At 37.1% G+C, this 20,934-nt stretch carries 14 protein-coding genes; 9 read left to right on the plus strand and 5 right to left on the minus strand.

All coding sequences use genetic code 11. The features are described from left to right. Positions 1-532 precede the first annotated feature (532 nt). Positions 533-2,299, plus strand: a complete 1,767-nt coding sequence (locus ASE74_RS12685) for a S8 family peptidase (protein WP_055909552.1) — start codon at positions 533-535, stop codon at positions 2,297-2,299. Between the two features lie 18 nt (positions 2,300-2,317). On the opposite strand, the gene ASE74_RS12690 is transcribed toward ASE74_RS12685, so the two are convergent. The 4 genes from ASE74_RS12690 to ASE74_RS12705 form a co-directional block, all read right to left on the minus strand. Further along, positions 2,318-3,100 carry a polysaccharide deacetylase family protein gene (locus ASE74_RS12690; RefSeq protein WP_055909554.1) on the minus strand — a complete coding sequence of 261 codons (783 nt, stop codon included), beginning with the start codon at positions 3,098-3,100 and terminating at the stop codon, positions 2,318-2,320. 1 nt (position 3,101) lies between these two features. Continuing rightward, a complete protein-coding gene (locus tag ASE74_RS12695) occupies positions 3,102-4,034 on the minus strand; it encodes a glycosyltransferase family 2 protein (RefSeq protein WP_055909556.1) in 933 nt (310 codons plus the stop codon). Beyond that, the gene (locus ASE74_RS12700) at positions 4,027-5,214 is read right to left on the minus strand and encodes a glycosyltransferase family 87 protein (RefSeq protein WP_055909558.1); all 1,188 of its coding nucleotides are present in this window, start codon (positions 5,212-5,214) and stop codon (positions 4,027-4,029) included. The genes ASE74_RS12695 and ASE74_RS12700 overlap by 8 nt, the downstream gene beginning before the upstream one ends. Before the next feature lie 104 nt (positions 5,215-5,318). Next, positions 5,319-6,608: a hypothetical protein gene (locus ASE74_RS12705; RefSeq protein WP_055909560.1), complete on the minus strand. Its 1,290-nt coding sequence runs from the start codon at positions 6,606-6,608 to the stop codon at positions 5,319-5,321. A 175-nt stretch (positions 6,609-6,783) separates the two neighbouring features. Here ASE74_RS12705 and ASE74_RS12710 point away from each other — a divergent pair, with 175 nt between their 5' ends. The 4 genes from ASE74_RS12710 to ASE74_RS12725 all read left to right on the plus strand — a co-directional run bounded on the left by ASE74_RS12710 (position 6,784) and on the right by ASE74_RS12725 (position 15,471). Continuing rightward, on the plus strand, positions 6,784-9,849 hold the full coding sequence (locus tag ASE74_RS12710) for a TonB-dependent receptor (RefSeq protein WP_055909562.1): 3,066 nt from the start codon (positions 6,784-6,786) through the stop codon (positions 9,847-9,849). A 10-nt stretch (positions 9,850-9,859) separates the two neighbouring features. Beyond that, positions 9,860-11,596 carry a RagB/SusD family nutrient uptake outer membrane protein gene (locus ASE74_RS12715; RefSeq protein WP_055909565.1) on the plus strand — a complete coding sequence of 579 codons (1,737 nt, stop codon included), beginning with the start codon at positions 9,860-9,862 and terminating at the stop codon, positions 11,594-11,596. A 23-nt stretch (positions 11,597-11,619) separates the two neighbouring features. After that, complete coding sequence (locus ASE74_RS12720) at positions 11,620-13,995, plus strand: hypothetical protein (RefSeq protein WP_055909569.1); 2,376 nt, start codon at positions 11,620-11,622, stop codon at positions 13,993-13,995. A 507-nt stretch (positions 13,996-14,502) separates the two neighbouring features. Next, positions 14,503-15,471: a phosphatidylinositol-specific phospholipase C gene (locus ASE74_RS12725; RefSeq protein WP_055909570.1), complete on the plus strand. Its 969-nt coding sequence runs from the start codon at positions 14,503-14,505 to the stop codon at positions 15,469-15,471. Between the two features lie 224 nt (positions 15,472-15,695). Here the strand turns inward: ASE74_RS12725 and ASE74_RS12730 are convergent, their stop codons facing one another. After that, on the minus strand, positions 15,696-16,325 hold the full coding sequence (locus ASE74_RS12730) for a Crp/Fnr family transcriptional regulator (protein WP_157255417.1): 630 nt from the start codon (positions 16,323-16,325) through the stop codon (positions 15,696-15,698). Positions 16,326-16,677: 352 nt separating this feature from the next. On the opposite strand from ASE74_RS12730, the gene ASE74_RS12735 reads away from it, so the two are divergent. The 4 genes from ASE74_RS12735 (at position 16,678) to kdpA (ending at position 20,892) form a co-directional block, all read left to right on the plus strand. Then, positions 16,678-17,283 (plus strand): N-acetyltransferase, encoded by a 606-nt coding sequence (locus tag ASE74_RS12735; protein ID WP_200912306.1) that lies wholly within the window; start codon positions 16,678-16,680, stop codon positions 17,281-17,283. Between the two features lie 19 nt (positions 17,284-17,302). Further along, positions 17,303-18,406 (plus strand): M20/M25/M40 family metallo-hydrolase, encoded by a 1,104-nt coding sequence (locus tag ASE74_RS12740; protein WP_055909577.1) that lies wholly within the window; start codon positions 17,303-17,305, stop codon positions 18,404-18,406. A 649-nt stretch (positions 18,407-19,055) separates the two neighbouring features. Then, positions 19,056-19,133, plus strand: coding sequence for a potassium-transporting ATPase subunit F (locus ASE74_RS24410; RefSeq protein ID WP_082035969.1), 78 nt, complete (start codon positions 19,056-19,058; stop codon positions 19,131-19,133). A gap of 40 nt (positions 19,134-19,173) precedes the next feature. After that, a complete protein-coding gene (gene kdpA / locus ASE74_RS12745) occupies positions 19,174-20,892 on the plus strand; it encodes a potassium-transporting ATPase subunit KdpA (protein WP_055909580.1) in 1,719 nt (572 codons plus the stop codon). The last annotated feature ends 42 nt before the right edge of the window (positions 20,893-20,934 follow it).

Consider the following 20,934-nt stretch of genomic DNA (forward strand, 5'->3'; position numbering starts at 1 on the left):
TAACACGTGGGAGAGTAGGTCGGTGCCAAATCTTAAAAGAAACCCTTCAGCAGAAATGCTGAAGGGTTTTCTTCGTTTAAGGCAATCCTATCAGCATTTCCGATTTTCTTCCCGACATGAAGATGCACTATGTTAACTTGGAATCCCTTTCTTCATTACCTTAATTTCTAAATAATAAAGAGGCTGGTCGTGCTGATCTCCGCATATTGTTTTTACCATCATTAAGCTGTTAAGTAAAATTAAGCACTATGTTGGCTTGGAAACCCTTTCTTTATTACCTTTATTTCTAAATGGTTGATGGTTAGGTTCCCGCTGATTACGAAGAGGGTTTTCTTTTCTCTACCATTAAGAAGTTAAGAAAGATTAAGGTATTATATCAAAACAGGCTCTTCCATAAATGTTATGATGAAGAAATATTTCCAACAGATTATGTTGTTGATACACTTCATTATGACTTGTTAAAAAATGTAAAATCTTTCACCCTCAAGGTAATAAAACCGTATTATTGTAGTATTTCGTACATACTATCATAATGAATGTGAACTTTAAGACATTGACTTTTCTTGCTTTAATTTTGTGCATAAACACCTCCGTTTTTGCTCAAAGTAAAAATGTGCAACTTCCGGCAAATTGGTTTAATCTCGATTTGTTAGAAAATGGATATTTCGGAATAAGTACGGAAAAGGCTTATCGCGATATTTTGAAAGATAAAAAGCCAAAGCAAAATATCATTGTGGCTGTAATTGATGGGGGAGTAGATATTAAGCATCCGGACTTACAACGCATATTATGGACGAATAAAAAGGAAATTCCTGGAAACGGAATTGATGATGACGGAAATGGTTACATTGATGATATTCATGGCTGGAATTTTATTGGATCAAAAAAAGGAAATCTCGAGTATGATAACTTAGAATTGGTACGCTTATTAAGAATTTATACACCAAAATATCAATCCACAACCAATCTAACACCTTTGGATAGCAGCCAAAAGGAAGAATTTAAATTGTATAAAAAAATGGTAGGCGACTTCGGGAAAAAGTATGAGGATGCCAGTAACACATTTTCTGTACTTATTGCAATTAACAAAGTTTTGGATTCGGTAGCTAAAATCAATAAAAAGGAAGTACCTACGTTGGAGGATGTTGATCGTTATAAAGCGGATGATGAGACCGAAGAACAGGTAAAAAATATCATCAGAAAAGGATCTAGAGAGGATGGAAGTTTTGATAAATTTTACAAAAGCATCAAAGAAGGTTATAAGCAATATGATGCAATGTTAAAATACAACTTAAATCCTAAATATGATATGCGTGCTGAATTGGTTGGTGATGATTACACCAATCCTTATCAGAAAAACTACGGGAATAATGATGTAAAAGGGCCAGATGCATTCCATGGAACCCATGTATCAGGTATTATAGGTGCAGATCGCACAAACACTGAAGGCATTTTTGGTGTAGCCAATAATGTAAGTATTATGGCTATCCGGGTTGTGCCCACTGGTGATGAACGTGATAAAGATGTAGCCAATGGTATCCGCTATGCGGTAGATAACGGCGCAAAGGTGATTAACATGAGCTTCGGCAAAAGTTATAAATGGGATAAAAAAGCAGTAGATTCTGCTGTTAAATATGCGGAAGAAAAAGGTGTTCTATTGGTGCATGCTGCTGGAAACGACAATCAAAATAATGATTTAGAAGAAAATTATCCTAATAAGTTCTTCGATAGTAAGGAAGCTGAAGCTTATAAACAAGCAAACAAAAAGCCAACTAAACCAGATTTTACACCTCCTAAACCAATGGCACAAAATAATGGAATGGGTATGCGGCCACCTTTCGAAAGGTCGGCATTGATTAAAGCTATTCCGGTAGACACTGCTAAGTTTAATCTCCCACATGCCAGCAATTGGATTGAGGTTGGTGCAAGTGCTTACAAGGATGATGATAACCTTAAAGCAGATTTTTCAAACTATGGTAAATACAATGTAGATGTTTTTGCACCAGGATTTTTAATAAAGTCAAGCGTACCCGACAATAAGTATGAGGAGGCGGATGGTACCAGTATGGCTTCGCCTGTTGTTGCAGGTTTGGCCGCATTAATTTTAAGCTACTATCCGGAATTAAAGCCTGCTCAAATACGTGAGATTCTTATGAAATCCGTTTCAAAAGTTGCACACAAAGTAAAATGCAAAAACGAGAAAGGTGAAAATGTTCGGGTACTTTTTAGTGAGGTATGTGTGAGCGGAGGTATTGTTAATGCCTATAATGCTTTAAAATTGGCTGAAACGTATAAATAGTTCTCAGCTATCGATTTTTTATTTTACAGAAATAGTTTGGATAAACTCCTGAAACGTTCCGAATGTATAATTTTTAACTTTCATCCATGAAATAAGTTTTTCCATGCGTTTAATCATTTTAATGCCGGTATTTTTCCTTACATAAGCGGGGAAACCAAATCTTTCAAAATCTTTCAGGTCAGTAAATTCCCAGGGATGAAAATAAATATTCAAGTATTTATCCTTTTTATAAGTCCAGCTGGCTAATGTTTTATATACGCTTAATGGGAGGTTATGAAAGGAAAGCCAAAACAAAGGAAAACGAATCAGCGGACTTACCGAAGCTGGAATTTGTATTACATTATCCTTAATAAAATGTGTTCTCGAAATATTAAAATTATTGTAACGCCCTGGTAAATAAGTTGGATTAATAGATGTATTATATCTGTATCCGGCTTTTTCAATTTCTTTTTCATCAACAGGCATCATCCTGGCCATTCGGTATCCTGTAATTTCTTTGCCAGAGAGTTCTTCTAATTTAAGTTTAGATTGAAGCAGGTGTTCTGGTTTAAAATCAGAATGATAATAGCCATGGGATGCGAGTTCGTGACCTGTTTCTGTAATTCGTTTTATCAGATCCGGAATATTTTCGGCAAAAGTAACTGTACAGAAAAACGTGGCTTTCACATTGTATTTATCCAAAATGTCTAAAATAGCAATGGTTCCTTCCCTCGAAATGGCAATCTGATCTTCAAAAGAAATGTCTTTTCCATATTCAAAAGGCATATCAAACTCTTCGATATCAAAACTTAAAAGCACCATTTTATTTATGTTGAATATTTGTTGAACGGATGATATAATTTGGACGGTTTTTAGATTGCATAAACATTTTACCGACATAGATGCCAATTATCCCTAAAATGATGAGTTGTAATCCTCCAAAAAAAACAATGGTCATGATTACTGATGCCCAGCCGGAAACTTCAACATTATTTACGAATGCATAAATAATATAGGGTATGTATAGCACCGAAGCGAAAGAAAGGGTGAAACCCAAGTAAACGGCAGAATAAAGCGGTTTTATACTGAAAGAAGTAACACCATGAAGTGCTAGCCTTATCATTTTTTTAAAAGTGTATTTACTTTGGCCTGAAAACCGGGCAGCAGGGTTATACCTGATCGCAAATTGTTTAAAACCTAACCATTTAACTAATCCACGCAAAAAAGGCTCATTTTCATGAAAATTTCTAAAAACAGAAACAACTTTTTGGTCGAGCAAACGGAAATCAGCCGCTCCCGGCTCAAGGTCAATATCCGAAAGCCAGTTTAAGGTTTTGTAAAACAGATTAGATGAACCTCTTTTACTTTTTGACAAATTTTTATCTTCTTCGCGGATGGTATAGACTACTTCAAAACCTTCCTCCCATTTTTGGAGCATTTGTGGAATCAGCTCTGGTGGATGCTGCATATCACAATCCATAGAAATAACACAATCGCCGAAAGCATGATCCATACCCGCTTTTACTGCCAGTTGATGGCCGAAGTTTTTAGAAAATTCCAGAAAAAATATATTATCTGCGGTTAATGCATGGTCTTTTATTTTTTCTAGGGTATGATCGGCACTTCCGTCATCCACAAGGATAATCTCGTAACGATAATTGATCGTAGAAAAAACATTTTTAATACTTTCTGCAATTACAAAAATATTATCGGCTTCGTTGTAGGCAGGGATTACTATAGAAACTAATTTATTCATTCTCGGCAATCAGATAAGATTTAAAATCTTCTTTCATCATTTGATATATTATGGTTAGCCAAATGATTACGCAAGGTAGGGCTTTAAGGGAATATAGACGAATAAATTCTTTCACTGATTTGGGAAAAATGTCGGTTGGAGATAAGCTGGTTAAGATAAAAGCGAAAACAAACAATGCAATTACCCATACTTTTTTGGGTTTTTGTTGCACCACGAACCAAATGGCAACACCGGCGAATGCGATAATGTAAGTTGGCGATTCCGACCCGCTGCTAAATATAACAGTAAAAATAAGTGTAGATGCGAGAAGCATTAACCTAAAACCTAAATTTTTGTATTGATTGATCCGCAGATATGGTAAACCGAACAAAAGCACACCGCCCAACAAAAATGGTGTATTTGGAATATTTACGTTCCCGGATACTCTTCTCACAATCCCCATTAAAGAAATATCCTGAAAAGATGTTAAAGAAGCATTTATATCATTTTTATGCGCGAGTGAGTGGTACCAATCGGCATAGCATTGAACAATAAATGCTGGTGATGAGAGTGCCATTGGTAATAAAAAGAGTGCGGTGAAAGCAATAAAACAGCCTATAATAAATTTTAATTTATTCTTAGCGAAGAAAAAAAATGCGAGTCCTACAATTCCATAGAGTTTAACAAGCGTGCCAAAGGCAATAAAAAATGCTGATTGTATTTCTTTCTTTTTGATCAGGTAAGAAAAGCTGAGTAATATTATTCCGGTTAGGGCAATGTTGAATTGAAAACTGAATAGGGCAGTTAAAGTTTCGTGAGCACAGATCCAGGCAATTATAGTACGTTTATTTATTGAAATGGGTAGGCTGTAAATACCCCATAGTAATATACATACATTAGAAATGTTCCATAGAATGGCGCCCAAACCATCAGGAAGTAAAGCAAATGGGGCAATAAAAATAGAGAATATGGGTCCGTAGTGGTTACTATCTAAATATTCAGGATAATTGTTATATAAGTTTTGTAAATCTACAGTGTGCCAATATACATATTTAAAAATCAGGTAATTGTTATAAGTATGGTGATGATATTGCTTATAACCTGCTACAATAGCTAATATCAGGTAAATGGCAAAAATGCATTCCTTTTTTAACAGAAATGACGATAGTTTATTAAAATTAGCTTTTTTGAGATTGTTCATTAACGGTTTAGTGTTGCAATATAACCATTTTAACATATCGCATAATCATCTATTGCTTTAACGGCTGATAATTGTGGTATTTTTTGCCATTGGCAGATATATGCTTAAAACTTTTCGCCCGTTTTCAAGTCCGCAAGATTGAAGTTTTTAAAAGAGCCAATCCCTGCGAACATAATTTTGAAGCCCATTAATTTTCCAATGGGTTTATGATAGGTGGTTTTAAAAACTTCCTTATTATCTATTAATAAGGATACGTGCTGATTTTTTACTCGTAATTTAACATTTTTACTAATGGTTAAATCATGTCCGAATGCTCTTAAATCAGTTTTATCTCCATTTTTAAACTGCTCAGAAAATCTGTAAGCACTCCACGCAATACATTCTGGTTTGATAATACTTAGAAAATGACTATCGCTTTCTCCATACACCACAATATCGGCCTGAGAGCAGCGAACACCTGGTCTTTCGGCCGAGGTTTTAATATCGGCACTAAATTCAAAATTATCAGCACTAATAGCTGTGGGTCTTACATTTGCAAACGATACAAAAAAGGTTTTACTGGTATCGATACCTGCATTCAGTAATTCCTTAGTGGTAACATGATAATCAGGAGCGGTAGAAATTTTCTTTAATATTGGATATACCCTAGTTGTATCATATTGTATTGTAGCAATCACATCCCATCCCTTGCTTTGCAGGTAAACATAAGCGGTATCTATAGGTGTATTTTTGTGGTATAATATTGGGAAATAACGCCCCGGAGTTTCATAATAATGATTAACAACAGCATTTGCAGAAGCAGATCGTTTGGTTTTAGCATCTCCAAAGTCTATTATAAAAGTTGATGGATCATCAGGTAGATTTCCCAAAACATCCAGTTTAAAAATGGCAGAATGCGGACTTTTACCTTCGGGGTTTAAACAGGTTAATTTAACATTGCTAACACTCTGGTTACCACTTAAGAAAAGGAAGAAAATTATGCCGGTCATTATAATGCCAAAGCCTAACAAAACGTAGATATAGGTTTTGTTCTTATGCTTTGAAGTCCCCGGTTTTATTTCTGGCTTAATAGGAGTATCCTTTTCATTTAGTGGGTGTAAAAGTTCAAATTCATACCAATCTCTAAAACCAATAAATTGAGCAAGGGCATCTCTTGTTGCTTTTTGTGGGTAATAACGTGTTGATGTTTTGAGCTTTCCGAAAATGCGTTTTAGGGTGTTTTCACTCAGATGAACTTTTGTTTTTCGATGCAATAAACCACTAAGCTTGATATAGTCGCTATTTCTCCATTCCGAAATGCTTTTTTCACTAATCTCCTTGGCAACTTTTTTACAGCAAATATCCAGCTGTTTAAAAAAAACAGAATTTTCGGCTTGTACAAACTCGTTATTCATTTGATTTAATTGACTGATTTTTAATTTGTTGTCTTGTCAATAATATTGGCAAACATTTGTACAAATGGTTAGTATTTGGTGATATAAATCATTACCTAAGTTTATAAAAGCAAAATCAAAGGTTGAAACCAATTGCTGCAAAACAAACTATTTTTTATAAAACTAACCAAATTAAATGAAAAAAAAACTACTCTTATTTGTGCTGCTTTTGTGTACGTTTTACACCTTAAAGGCACAAACCAGATTTGTTACCGGAAAGGTAATTGATGCTGGTAGCAAAGAAAGTCTTGTCGGTGTAACCATAAGTATTCCTGAAAAAAAAACAGGTACAACCACTGATGCGAACGGACAGTTTAGCCTTAATATTCCTAATGGTACCAATAAACTGTTGGTTACCTATATTGGCTATCAGGAACAAACTGTTTCAATAACGGGTAATAACCTTAATATCAGTTTAATCGCGGACACAAAAAATTTAAATGATGTCGTGGTAGTAGGTTATGGTACCCAGAAAAAGAAAGATTTAACAGGGGCAATTGCAACGGTTAGCGGGCAAGACATTACAAACCGTCAAACCTTGCAAGTATCAGAAGCTTTGCAGGGAGCAGTTCCTGGCGTAAGTGTAACCCGTAGCAATTCGGCACCGGGTGCAGGTGCTACAGTACAAATCAGGGGGGTAACTACACTTAATACCAATGGTCCTTTAGTTGTTGTAGATGGCATACCTGTGAGCAGCATGGATTTAGTCAACCCAAATGATATTGAATCATTGAGTGTTTTAAAAGATGCAGCTTCGGCTGCAATTTATGGCTCAAGGGGTGCTGCAGGAGTAATATTAATTACAACAAAGCGTGGCGCAAGCGGGGTTTCGAGTATTGATTACAATTTCGAGTATGCTTTACAAAAGCCAACAGCCCTTCCTGAATATGTAAATTCGCCAAAATATATGCGTTACTTTAACGAGCAGGCCGTTAATGATGGTGCGGCAACAGGTCCATATGCGCAGGATGCCATTGATAATTTCGAAAAAAACAGAGCGGTCACTCCTGATAAATTTCCTTTTGCTGATACTGATTGGCAAGATTTAATTATGACCAATAAATATGCACCAAGAAAGCAACATGATTTGGTGTTTACCTCCGGCACTGAAAAATTAAGAACAAAAGTTTCGTTGGGCTATCAAGATGTAGGCGCATTTTATGATCATTATAATTATGAACGATATCAATTTAGAATAAACAACGACATTAAAATCAGTAATAAATTTAGTGCAACTGCAGATCTGGCCTTTCGTCGTTTAAATAACCTATCTCCTGTTGCTAACCCTTTTAGTGGTCAAACGCCTATTTACGAAGCTAGGGTATTGCCTCCGGTATACGCCGCTTATTATTCAAATGGTGCTTTTGCTCTTGCTAAAGATGGACGAAATCCGTTAGCACAACTAAATGAGGGGGGCACAACCGCCTCAAAATCTAACCAGCTCCAAGCCAGGTTAGTGTTAAACTTTAAACCAATTGACAATTTAACCTTATCTGGGGTTGTTGCACCGACTTTCGATTTTAATAAAAGCAAGGCATTTTCAAAGAAAATTGCATTCACCAATCCCGATGGGAGCCCAAGTGCAGCAAGTAATACCTCACTCACCACATTAAATGAATCGAGAGATGAGATTTACCAAATTACAGGCCAGTTTTTGGCAAATTACACCAAAACCTTTACCAATAAACATAATTTTAGCGCGCTGGCGGGTTACGAAAGCATTTATTCAAATGCTGAATCACTTGGTGCAAGCAGAGATGGTTTTCCTTTGTTAGATTTTCCATATTTAACGGTGGGTTCAACTGCGCTACGTGATAATTCTGGAGGCGCAACTGAAGAAAGTTTACATTCTGTATTTGGCCGGGTTGCCTATGATTATATGGGAAAATATCTTTTCCAGGCAAATTTAAGATTAGACCAATCTTCGCGGTTTGCACAAGGTTTTAGAAGTGCTACTTATCCTTCATTTTCAGCGGGTTGGGTGCTTTCAGAAGAAAATTTTATGAAAAAAACAAAATGGATTAATTTCTTAAAACTCAGGGCTTCGTATGGCGAGGTGGGAAACCAACGGATCAGTAATGGACCTGGTGGGGGACAAGTTTATTACCCTTATCAGGCCAATATCGACCTTCGAAATGTTTTATTCTATCAAAATGGCGTACTTGTTCCTTTAAGTTCTGGAAGCCAGACTGCTTATGCGGTAAATGATATCAGATGGGAAACTACCCGCTCTACAGACATAGGATTGGATGCTACCTTCTTAAATAATAGGTTAAATATTACTGCTGACTATTTTAAAAAAAGTACTAAAGACATTTTGTTGCTACTTGATATTCCATTAAATATGGGCTACGATAAACCACAGCAAAATGCGGGTATACTTGATGTAAGCGGTTGGGAACTAGGCCTAAACTGGAAAGATAAAATTAACGATTTTAATTATAGCGCTAGTTTTAATATTTCTGATGCTAAAAGTAAAATAAAAAACATGAGTGGTACACGCCAGGAAAGTGGCAGTACTTTAGTTAATAAGGAGGGAAGCCAGTTTAACGAATGGTATGGTTATGTGAGTACAGGTATTTACCAGACTGCTCCAATAGCAGGAACTGCAAAAACCAGCGCTGCAATCACTGCTGGCGATGTAGGTTATAAAGATATAGATGGTAATGGAATAATCAATGCCGACGATAGGGTGTTATTAGGCGGATCATTGCCTCGTTATCAGTATGGCGGTAATATAAATTTGGGTTATAAAGGCTTTGATTTTGGTATTACTTTTCAAGGAGTTGGCAAAAAACTAAGCCGACTAAACAATGATATCGTTCGGCCTTTTCAAGAGCAGTTCGGTAATTTTCCAACTTATTTAGAAGGAAATTTTTGGAGCAAAACCAACACAACTGAACAAAATTTAAACGCAACATTACCTAGGTTAACCAATTCCAATGCTGCTAATAATTATGCCTCATCAGATTTTTGGTTATTCGATGGTTCTTATTTTAGGTTAAAAAATATTACACTGGGTTATACTTTTGATAAATGCAATGTTTTTCAAAAACTAGGACTTAAATCTATTCGCTTATATATTTCTGCCAACGATTTCTTAACCAGTAGTAAATATCCTAAATATGCCGATCCAGAGTCTGGCAATGCAAGCTATCCTATCGTTACCACATTTCTAAGTGGTATAAGTGTTAAATTTTAATCTATACAAAATGAATAAGACAATCATATATGCATTTTTGACGATAGGCATTATTACTGCATCGTCATGCAAAAAACTCGATTTATCAGATCCATCCAGTCCTGCTACAGGTAGCTTTTATACTAACCAGAACGAGCTGGAATTGGCGGTAAATGATTTATACCGGATAGATTTTTGGACTTCTGCTAAAACCGCAACTAGCACATGGGAGGAGTTTTTCTCAGATAATTGCTTTTATCGTGGTGGATCAGGCGGTAATCCAGTTATAGCGGGTAGCCTGTCATCTGATAATGCCAATGTGCAAACCTATTATTTAAATTGTTATAAAGCCATTGCAAGGGTAAATACCTTTTTAGAAAATAAAGATCGGGCAGCAGCAACTACGCCTACTGCCATAATAACCAGGTTAGAAGCCGAAATGCGATTGATTAGGGCTTATCAGTACACTAAATTAATAACCCATTTTGGCGACGTACCTTTAAATACCAAAACGCTAACCATAGATGAGGCAAAAAATGTAAATAAAACCAGTAAAGCAGATATTTATACCTTTTTAAAGGGAGAATATGAGTTTGCCGCACAAAACTTACCTCAAAATTATGGAACTGCTATAAAAAGATTAACAAAAGGAGCAGCCTTAGCCTTGCAAGCGCGTACTGCTTTATATATGGGTGATTGGGAAACGGCCAGATCATCATCGTTAGCGGTTATGAATTTAGCAGGAGCTGGCGCTTATACTTTAAACGCTTCTTATGATAACCTTTTCCAATTGGCTGGCGAGCAAAGTGCAGAGATTATATTTAGTATACCCAGAGACCAAACGCAGCAGGTATTTAGTGTGCCAGATGATATTCTGACGCGTAACGCTGGTGGTTTTGGTGCTACCTTGCCAACCCGCGAATTGGTAGATGCTTTCGAATGTACAGATGGAAAGCCGATTGATGAATCCCCTTTGTACAATCCATTAGATCCTTTCACAAACCGCGATCCACGATTAATTGCTACAATAGTACCATTTTATAGTAATACCTCTTCAACAGCGGTACCGCGTACCAGTTATTGGTTAGGCTATAACTATAATCCACACCCCGATTCTGCACAGGTATGGAGCAATAAGTTAGGGCGAAAGGTAACCAACAACGATACGCGCGCTGTTGCACCTTTTGCAAGTTTTACCGGTTTTGTATTTAAAAAAGGTGTTGCTCAGAATTGGTCTGATACGCATAAGGAAGATAATGATGCCATTATTATCCGCTTTGCTGAAATACTACTTACTTATGCGGAGGCAAAAATTGAATTGGGACAAGCCGATAATACCGTACTTGATGCCATTAACAAAGTTAGGGCCAGAGCTTATGGCCTATCTGTTAGTCAAATAGCCTCTTATCCAGCAATTACTACTTTAGATTTAGCACAACTAAAAAATGTGGTAAGAAGAGAACGTAGGGTAGAATTTGCTTTTGAAGGACTGCGTTATATGGATTTGATTAGATGGAAATTAGCAGAAAAGGCATTAACACGTCCTGTTATCGGTTTGCCAGACCCAGTAAATCAAAATAGAGTCAAATGGCCTTTTCCGGGTGTTACGCCAATTGATGACGATGGAATTGCCGATTACAGTGGCTTTGGTACCGATGTTAAAGTTTTATTTCAGCGTAACTTCGACAAATCGAAACAATACTTATGGCCATTACCGGCTATTGAAGTAAGGGCAAATCCCAAATTAATACAAAATCCAAATTACTAATCCACACATGAAAATAAAACCTGATGATAAAATTTAGTCTCTTACTAAGTACTGCGATCCTTACTGGCCATTTGAGCTATGCTCAAGATAAGCCCTTAAAAGTAAGTGGAGTATACCCACATTTAGCCACATTTAACGAAAGTTGGTCTCTGCCCGGAAGTATAAAAAAAACAAATGGTGATGGTGGCGAAAACGGTATTGGAGCCATTACCCCATGGGCAGGCAAACTTTGGATGGTAACCTATTCCCCACACATGCCTAAAGGAAGTTCTGATAAGTTGTATAGCATTGATAATGAACTCAATGTTACCATTCATCCCGAGAGCATTGGTGGCACACCTGCAAACCGGATGATCCACAAAGAGTCTAACCAGTTAATAACGAGTAACTATTTTATAAATGATAAAGGAATTGTGAGGACTATTCCATTTTCGGTTATGCCTGGCAGAATGACGGCTACAGCACGGCATTTAACTAACCCGGCCAATATGGTTTACTTTTATGATATGGAGGGCATGTTATACGAAGCAAATGTGCATACCCTGGCAGTAAAAAAGCTTTTTAATAAACCTGTGCCAGGCTGGCATGGTAAAGGTGCTTACACTGCGAAAAAACAATTGGTGGTTGCAAATAATGGCGAAGAAGCTGTTTTTAAGCTAACAAAAGATATGCTAGAAGCTGGAGATTTACCAAAAAACGATGAAGAAAAAGGTGTTTTAGCAAGTTGGGATGGAAATACCTGGAAAATTATTGAAAGAAAACAGTTTACAGATGTAACCGGACCTGGTGGTATTTACGGTTCGCCAAATGATGAAAGCCCGTTGTGGAGTATAGGTTGGGATAAACGTTCTGTAATGCTGAAATTATTGGATCATGGGCAATGGTATACATATCGTTTGCCAAAAGCTGCGCATACCTATGATCATAGAGGTGGCTGGTATACCGAATGGCCACGTATCCGTGAAGTTGGAAATAATAAAATGTTGATGGATATGCATGGCATGATGTATGATTTTCCTAAATCTTTTTCAAGGAAAAACAGCAGTGGCATTACACCTGTAAATAGCCATTTACGTTATATTCCTGATTTTTGTAGCTGGAATAATCAAATTGTAATTTCTACAGACGAAACCACTGTTTTAGAAAATCCTATGGCTGGCAGGGCACAATCCAATCTTTGGTTTGGGCAGTGGAATGATTTAAAAAACTGGGGTGCTGCAACAGGTTGGGGTGGACCGTGGGATAATGATGCTATAAAAGCGAATATACCATCTGATGCGTTTCTGATAAACGGTTTTGATAAAAAGGTATTGCATCTTACTCAAAAATCAGATCAACCTGTAATTTTTACGGTTCAAATAGATAGGGCAGGAAATAACAAGTGGGAAGATTATAAAAAGATCACCGTTGCTGCCAATGCGTATCACTATTTTATCTTCCCTGCTGATTTTAAGGCCACATGGGTTCGGTTTAAGGTAAATAAAGATTGTAATGCCTCTGCATTTTTCCATTTCACCGGGGAGGGACATAAAATACAAGATCAGTTATTCAATACGCTCGCAGGAATCAATGAGAAATTGCCAATTAACGAGAATTTGATCCGTCCATCAGGGTACAACAAAAATCTACAGGTATTAAATACTTCAAAGGAGAAAAAGCAATATTTTGAAGTTGACGAAAAATTATCGTTTCTAACCAATCCGGCTGATAGTACAGCGCAAATGGAAAAGCTTTTAGCGCTAAATAAAAATTATACTGTTGATGAGGCTTCTGTTATCATCAAAGATAAAACAGGAACTTTTCGCTTGCCAAAGGGATCTGATGAATATGAGCGTTTTCCTTACCGAGATAAACGGGAGGTGGAATCGGAACGTTTTATGTTGAATGTACAAGGTACATTTTATGAAGTTGGCCGTGAATCTGGCTATGCTGCCATTCGCCCGGTTACTACACATCGCAAAAAAATAATCGATTTTTGTACCTGGCGAGGCTTATTGGTATTAAGTGGTACCAAAATAGGTGCTAAACCTGATGGACAATATTTTGGCAACGAAACCAATGGATTATGGTATGGTGGTATTGATGATTTGTGGAAAATGGGTAAACCGGTTGGTGAAGGGAGTGTATGGAAAAATACCGCAGTAAAAGCAAATGATCCATCATTACCTTATTTAATGACTGGCTACGATCAGAAAAAAGTAAGGATTGCAACCGATCAAGATGTAGAAATTACTTTGGAGGTAGATTTTGATTTAACGGGTTTTCATCAATACAAAAAATTCTCAATCAAAGCTGGCCAAAATTTAAATTACACATTTCCAGCAGGTTTCAGTGCGCATTGGATAAGGGCAGTAGCAAGTAAAAATTGCCAGGCGACGGTTACATTTACCTACTTTTAATTATTTTTTTTAATTTGTAAAATGCTCATTATTAATTTTTTAGCCGTTCATATTTTTGGACAAACAAATGGACGTGCATAAATTATAATTATTCGGAATAAGCATCTATTATTGCAGCTCACTTGGATATATAGGGATATCTAAAAGCGAAGTTTAGGGATACTCAACGCTATCAGTACAAGGGCATCTGCCCTTGTACCTGATTTTTTCTTTTAACAATCCAAACGCATTAACGTGAATTTAATTCAAAGTTAATAAGCCTTAATTCAGTTTTCAAACCACAAATGTTATACAATCAATTGCATTACCTTAGCCACGGTTAAATACTGTGGCTTTTTAGCATTTAAGTATTTCGGATTCTTACACAAAAATCATTATTCCTAAATGTTAATAACCCAATCTATATTAACGAATTATGAATTTATTTAGGATGTGCTGTTTTGGTAAAACCTTTTACTAGTTTTATAATACTGAACCAAATAAATCATCACCTTCCTTAAAAAAACTATGAGAAAATTACAACTACCACTTTTTGTGGCCTTGGTATTAACCTTTAGTGCCTGTAAAAAAGAAGAGCAATCAAAAGAAAATTTTGCAAGTCCAAAACTAAAAGGTAATTCGAGTCCGGCAGCGCAACTGTTAAGCATTTCGTTAAACAACTGGATGAGTGTACTGGCAGATCAAAACAGCATTTCGGCAATATCTATTCCTGGCACACACGATTCTGGTGCTACTATAGAACCCGTATCAGGTACTGCAAAATGCCAGAACCTAAGCATTGCCGACCAGTTAAATGCAGGTGTTCGCTATCTGGATATCCGTTGCAGGCATATTGATAATGCTTTCGCGATCCACCATGGAGCCATCTACCAAAACCTTAATTTTAATGATGTATTGAATGCCTGTATTAATTTTTTAAACAACCATCCAACCGAAACAATCATTATGAGTGTGAAAGAAGAACATACGCCATCAAATAATACCCGCTCGTTTGAGCAGACTTTTGATGCTTATGTACAGCAAAACCCTGGTAAATGGGATTTGGGCAATAACATTCCTACGCTGGGTAGCATCCGTGGAAAAATCAGGTTATTAAGAAGGTTCTCTGGCTCATCTCCAAAGGGAATTGATGCTACTGCCTGGGCGGATAATACTACGTTCGACATTGCCAACGCTGCTGCCAATTTAAAAGTGCAGGATTTTTACAATGTTAACGATGTAAATACCAAATGGACTAAAATTGAAACGCTGTTAAACGAGGCAAAAAATGATTCTTCGAACAAGCTTTATCTTAATTACGCGAGTGGATATAAAGCAGGAGTATTCAGTATTCCTAGCATTACAACAGTTTCGAATGCTGTAAATCCAAAAATTACCACCTTTTTTACCAATAATATACATGGTAAATATGGAATTATTCCGCTTGATTTTGTTGATTCAAGTCGCAGTCAATTAATTGTAAACACAAATTTCTAAACTAAAACCAATTGATTTATGGGTTCAGGTAAAACGGCGCACTCATTATGGGTGTGCCGTTTTTTTTGGGGATGCTTATAATTAATTAGTTGTGAGTGGGAAATATCAGTTCATAAATTAATAGAAATATAGAATTATACTTTTCCTTTTATAAGCGGTTTTTTAAACAAAATATAGTTAGTTTAAGTTCAAAATTACGATTGGTATATGTCCAATCGCAACTTTTATAGCTCAATGTTAGGTTCAGTGTTTTTATTAAATTCTTTACTTCTAATTCTGCTCATCGTTTCTATTCTCATCCCTAAATAACTGGCCAGGTAACGGAGAGGTATTTTATTCAAGTCAATTTTTTTGCTGTCTGCCAATTTTCTGTACCTCCGCAGTGCATTCGGTATTCTGGCGAGAATAGATCTTTCAGAAGCTGCATAATAATGAAGTGCCAGAAGTTTTCTGCCAATAATATTTGCTTCTTTGAAATGAGCATATCCATATTCAATCAGGGTGTAGGGAATGCGGATCAGTTCGCAATCTTCCAGGGCCTGCAAATATTCTATAGATTGATTGCTCGGTGCATCGGGATGGCGTATAGCACCCACAATATTGTTCCCAAAACTAAACCAAGTGGTAATATCTTTACTCCCTTCTTTTACAAAACCACGTACAATACCGTTTTTTACAAAGTAGAGCGCCGCATTACTATCAATTGGTGAAACAATATGTTTATTCTTTTTTACCATAACCACAGTACAATTTTTTTCATATTGGGCTGCGAGATCGTCGGGAAAAGTATGGTATTGCTCCATATACTGTATAAGGGGCTTTACAAAGGAAATTTTGTTAGCGTTGAGCATCATAATATCAACTTTTGGGATCGAAGTTTGATTCTTGTAGAAGTTTAATGGTCTTGCAAAATCTATTATACGCCAAAAAATCCGAAATATTAGTATTAGTACATCAATATTTGACTGTAAGTTATTATCCTATAGGTTAGATTCAAGATTATATCGCATCATTGATTTTTTTATTCAACTGTTAATGGTTTTCCGTTATGGAACTAACCCTTTCATTTTGGTAAGGTATTGTGGTGGGAGCTTCCTATTGATAAATTAATAGTGCTTCATATTGTTGTTTAAAGCCAGATTCTGGATGTAGAGTCGTGTTTAGGCATTTCCTTTGTAATTGGCCTGGCATGAAATTTTAATCACAATGGATAACCACATTATTTTTGTGCGCACCGCAAATCAGAACGATGCACATTACGCTGAAGAAATTATACAGGAAACAGCACAATCGGCACTTGCCCGCGGCTCGGGTATTGCAAAAAGAACGGTAGAATCGGTAATCTCGAAAATGGCGGCTGGCAAAGCTGTTATTGCCCTAACCGATACGGGAGAGTGGGTTGGCTTTTCTTACCTTGAAACCTGGGAAAACGAACGTTTTGTATCCAATTCCGGTCTTATTGTTGCGCCAAAGTTCAGAAATTCCGGCGTTGCAAGGTCAATCAAGAACAAGATCTTCCGAATGTCGAGAAGATTATACCCCAACGCAAAAATCTTTAGTATCACATCAGGGCCGGCAATTATGCGGATGAATACCAAACTTGGTTTTCTTCCGGTAAGTTTTGCTGAAATTACACACGACGGGCATTTTTGGGAAGGCTGTAAAAGCTGTGTAAACTATGATATTTTGGAGCGGAAGAAAAAATGCAACTGCCTCTGTACCGCAATGCTTTTCGATCCGGCATATTTTATAGATGCTCAGCCAATTGTTTATCAGCAAACAGAAATTTATCAGGAAGTTGCACATTCTTAATCACCCCCATTACATTACCATGAATACCATAAGTAAAATTCACCTTACCCAGGGTACTGATCTTAACCAGTTGTATCAGCAATCGCTCGAGCTACTTTCTACCTTAATCACTATTCCTTCCTTTAGTGGCGAAGAATCACTTACCGCCAATGAAATCGAATCTTTTTTAAACACACATGGCATAAATACTTTCAGAAAACATAATAATATCTGGTGCTACAATAAATATTTTGATGCTTCGAAACCCACCATACTTCTAAACTCCCATCACGATACGGTAAGGCCAAACGGACAATATTCAAGAGATCCTTTTAACCCGGTTATTGAAGATGAAAAAATACATGGGCTTGGTAGTAATGATGCTGGAGGACCTCTTGTAGCCTTAATTGCCACTTTTTTGTATTTTTTTGAGCGGAAAGAGCTTCCTTTTAACCTTTGTTTGGCGACTACGGCTGAAGAGGAAACCTCAGGAGAATTAGGCATTCGGAGCATCTTAAATGATATGAAGACAATATCATTTGCAATTGTGGGCGAACCAACTTGTATGCAAATGGCTATTGCTGAAAAAGGATCAATGGTAATAGACTGTGTTTCGAAAGGCCGTGCGGGCCACGCAGCCAGGGAAGAAGGAGACAATGCCATTTACCATGCGCTTAAAGATATTGAATGGTTCAGGCACTATTTATTTCCCATTATGGATGATCAGCCGCAACCCGTAAAAATGACGGTTACGGAGATTAAAGGCGGAATTCAGCACAATATTGTTCCTGATGAGTGCAGGTTTACGGTAGATATCCGCTTCGATCACAATTATACCGAAAGGGAAATTATAAATACGATAATTAACCACACATCATGCCATTTTACTATTCGCGCCAATGTATTGAAACCATCTTATATTGATATTCTTCACCCGCTTGTAATTTCAGGCCTATCATTGGGTAGAAAAACATACCTGTCGCCAACTAGTTCAGATCAAGGCTGGCTGGATATGCCATCAGTAAAAATGGGGCCAGGCAATTCTGCACGTTCGCATACTGCTGATGAATTTATCGGTATTGAAGAAATTGAAGAAGGGATTGATATTTATATTAGTTTACTCGAAACTTTGGAGCTCTCCTAATTTTAGTGTCTCGCTAAGGCTTTAATGGGTATCGTCATTGTGAGAAGGCTTTTTCAGCCGACGAAGCAATCTTTATGGCAAGGCTCACTAGCATGAAAGATTGCTTCGTCGTTCCTCCTCGCAATGACGATAGTTTCAAAGGAAACTGACTATAACGGAGGTCTGTATCCTCACAGACCTTTCAGATAAGCCCTAACAAATTGTCATTGCTGTAAAGGTTTTTCAGCCGACGAAGCAATCTTTATGGCAAGGCTCACTAGCATGAAAGATTGCTTCTTACCTCGCAATTACGACCGCTTTACTGAAGCCTGTCAATGGTCGCGTATTCGAAGGATCTCTTTTTCTAGTCTTAGCATCTCGCTAAGACTTGAGATTTTCCCCTCTTCAATGACGAATTAATTTTCCCAAATGAAAAAAACCTTTCCAAAATGGAATGGTTTTTTTATGCTTTAATTTGCTGTAATTATGTTTTTTGTTTATAAATATCTGAAAATGAATACTTTATATTGTTTTTGCTTTTTCTGGTATAACAGTTGGCTAATGGCATGCAAAGCAAATACAATCATGACAATACTACTTTTTTTAATTCTCATTTTGCTCTGTTGGGCAACTTACAAATCAATCGACTGGTTCGAAAAAATCTAACACTATGATCGCATTATTTATTATCGCCATCGCCGTATTTATCTACATGATTTACGTGCTGATCAAACCCGAAAAATTTTAATCCTTTCTCCTTCCTGGAGAACAATTAACACATCAAAAAAATGAACACTGAATTAACCGGCATTATCGCCACATTCTTGCTCACCCTGGCCATCGCAATACCTTTGGGTAAATACCTGGCTAAGGTTTTTGCAGGAGAAAAAGTCTGGACAGATTTTTTAAAACCATTGGAAACTGGTATTTACAAACTTTCCGGAATCAACATTAAAGAACAGATGAACTGGAAGCAGCAATTAAAAGCTTTGCTCACCATTAATATATTATGGTTATTCTATGGCTTTTTTGTACTCATTTTTCAGGATAAACTTCCCTTCAACCCGGATGGAAACCCTGGAATGACTCCAGATTTAGCATTTAATACCATTATCAGCTTTGTAGCCAACTGTAATCTTCAGCATTACTCAGGCGAAAGTGGTGTAAGTTACCTCACCCAGCAATATGTACTGATGTTTCTTCAGTTTGTAAGTGCTGCCACAGGTATAGCTGCTGCAGTTGTGCTTTTTAAAGCTTTTAGAGATAAAACAACAACCGAACTTGGAAATTTCTGGGAGTTTTTTGTAAAATCAATTACCCGTTTATTGTTGCCGCTATCTTTTGTGATGGCCTTAATTTTAACTTTTAACGGTACCCCGGCAAGTTATGATGGTAAAGACAAGTTTATTTCTTTACAGGGTGATACGGTTAATGTTTCGAGAGGGCCCGCCGCTCAAATGATTGCCATTAAACATTTGGGTACTAACGGAGGCGGATATTTTGGAGCAAATTCAGCACATCCTTTCGAAAACCCAAGTTACTTTACCAATATGGCCGAGCTAATTGCACAGGTAATCATTCCGATTGCAATGGTGATTGCTTTCGGATATTTTATCCGCAGGAAAAAACTGGCCTGGACAATCTTTGGAGTAATGACAATTGGTTTGTTTATGCTGCTTTTGCCTATGCTAAGTTCAGAACTTGGTGGAAGTCCTGCCCTGGCAAAAATGGGCATTTCTCAAACTACCGGAGCAATGGAAGGGAAGGAAGTCCGCTTCGGTCTCGCTGCATCTGCTTACTGGGCAACGGTAACTACTATTATTTCTACAGGATCTGTAAATAGTATGCACGATAGTACCATGCCAATGTCGGGGACGTGGCAATTACTTGGCATGATGATCAATTCTTTTTATGGAGGCTGTGGTGTGGGTTTATTAAATTATTTTATTTACCTGATTGTTGCCGTATTTATATCTGGATTAATGGTAGGTAGAACGCCGGAGTTTCTCGGACATAAAGTTGAGGCCAGAGAGATTAAAATCGCTGCCATTATTACTTTGCTAAGTCCGTTTTTGATTCTTGCAGGTACTGCAATTGCCAGTTACATTTTTACCAATCATGGCGATGCGGCATGGGCCGTTCAACCTAAAAATTGGCTTAATAATCCTGGTTTCCATGGATTTTCAGAGATGCTTTATGAAATGACCTCCTCTAACGCCAATAACGGTTCAGGATTTGAAGGATTGGGCGATAACAATATATTCTGGAATTTATCTACCGGTATTGTGATTTTTATTGGCCGTTTCTTGCCAATTATTGGTCCTGTTGCCATTGCCGGATTATTGGGTGCCAAAAAATTCATCCCTGAATCGGCTGGTACACTTAGAACAGATACCAAAACCTTTGCCTTGATGACTTTTGCAGTGATATTGGTACTGAACGCTTTATCTTATTTCCCTGCATTGGCACTTGGGCCATTGGCAGAATACTTTACCATGCTTAAATAAATAAGAATTGCCGCAGTTGAGTATCTCGAGATGCAATTATAA

The organism is Pedobacter sp. Leaf216 (assembly GCF_001421515.1).
Classification (GTDB): Bacteria; Bacteroidota; Bacteroidia; order Sphingobacteriales; family Sphingobacteriaceae; genus Pedobacter.

Excerpts from the sequence above, each read along its gene's own strand:
- ASE74_RS12685 (WP_055909552.1), top strand. The coding sequence starts at position 533 with ATGAATGTGAACTTTAAGACATTGACTTTTCTTGCTTTAATTTTGTGC.
- ASE74_RS12690 (WP_055909554.1), bottom strand. The coding sequence starts at position 3,100 with ATGGTGCTTTTAAGTTTTGATATCGAAGAGTTTGATATGCCTTTTGAA.
- ASE74_RS12695 (WP_055909556.1), bottom strand. The coding sequence starts at position 4,034 with ATGAATAAATTAGTTTCTATAGTAATCCCTGCCTACAACGAAGCCGAT.
- ASE74_RS12700 (WP_055909558.1), bottom strand. The coding sequence starts at position 5,214 with ATGAACAATCTCAAAAAAGCTAATTTTAATAAACTATCGTCATTTCTG.
- ASE74_RS12705 (WP_055909560.1), bottom strand. The coding sequence starts at position 6,608 with ATGAATAACGAGTTTGTACAAGCCGAAAATTCTGTTTTTTTTAAACAG.
- ASE74_RS12710 (WP_055909562.1), top strand. The coding sequence starts at position 6,784 with ATGAAAAAAAAACTACTCTTATTTGTGCTGCTTTTGTGTACGTTTTAC.
- ASE74_RS12715 (WP_055909565.1), top strand. The coding sequence starts at position 9,860 with ATGAATAAGACAATCATATATGCATTTTTGACGATAGGCATTATTACT.
- ASE74_RS12720 (WP_055909569.1), top strand. The coding sequence starts at position 11,620 with ATGATAAAATTTAGTCTCTTACTAAGTACTGCGATCCTTACTGGCCAT.
- ASE74_RS12725 (WP_055909570.1), top strand. The coding sequence starts at position 14,503 with ATGAGAAAATTACAACTACCACTTTTTGTGGCCTTGGTATTAACCTTT.
- ASE74_RS12730 (WP_157255417.1), bottom strand. The coding sequence starts at position 16,325 with ATGATGCTCAACGCTAACAAAATTTCCTTTGTAAAGCCCCTTATACAG.
- ASE74_RS12735 (WP_200912306.1), top strand. The coding sequence starts at position 16,678 with ATGGATAACCACATTATTTTTGTGCGCACCGCAAATCAGAACGATGCA.
- ASE74_RS12740 (WP_055909577.1), top strand. The coding sequence starts at position 17,303 with ATGAATACCATAAGTAAAATTCACCTTACCCAGGGTACTGATCTTAAC.
- ASE74_RS24410 (WP_082035969.1), top strand. The coding sequence starts at position 19,056 with ATGATCGCATTATTTATTATCGCCATCGCCGTATTTATCTACATGATT.
- kdpA (WP_055909580.1), top strand. The coding sequence starts at position 19,174 with ATGAACACTGAATTAACCGGCATTATCGCCACATTCTTGCTCACCCTG.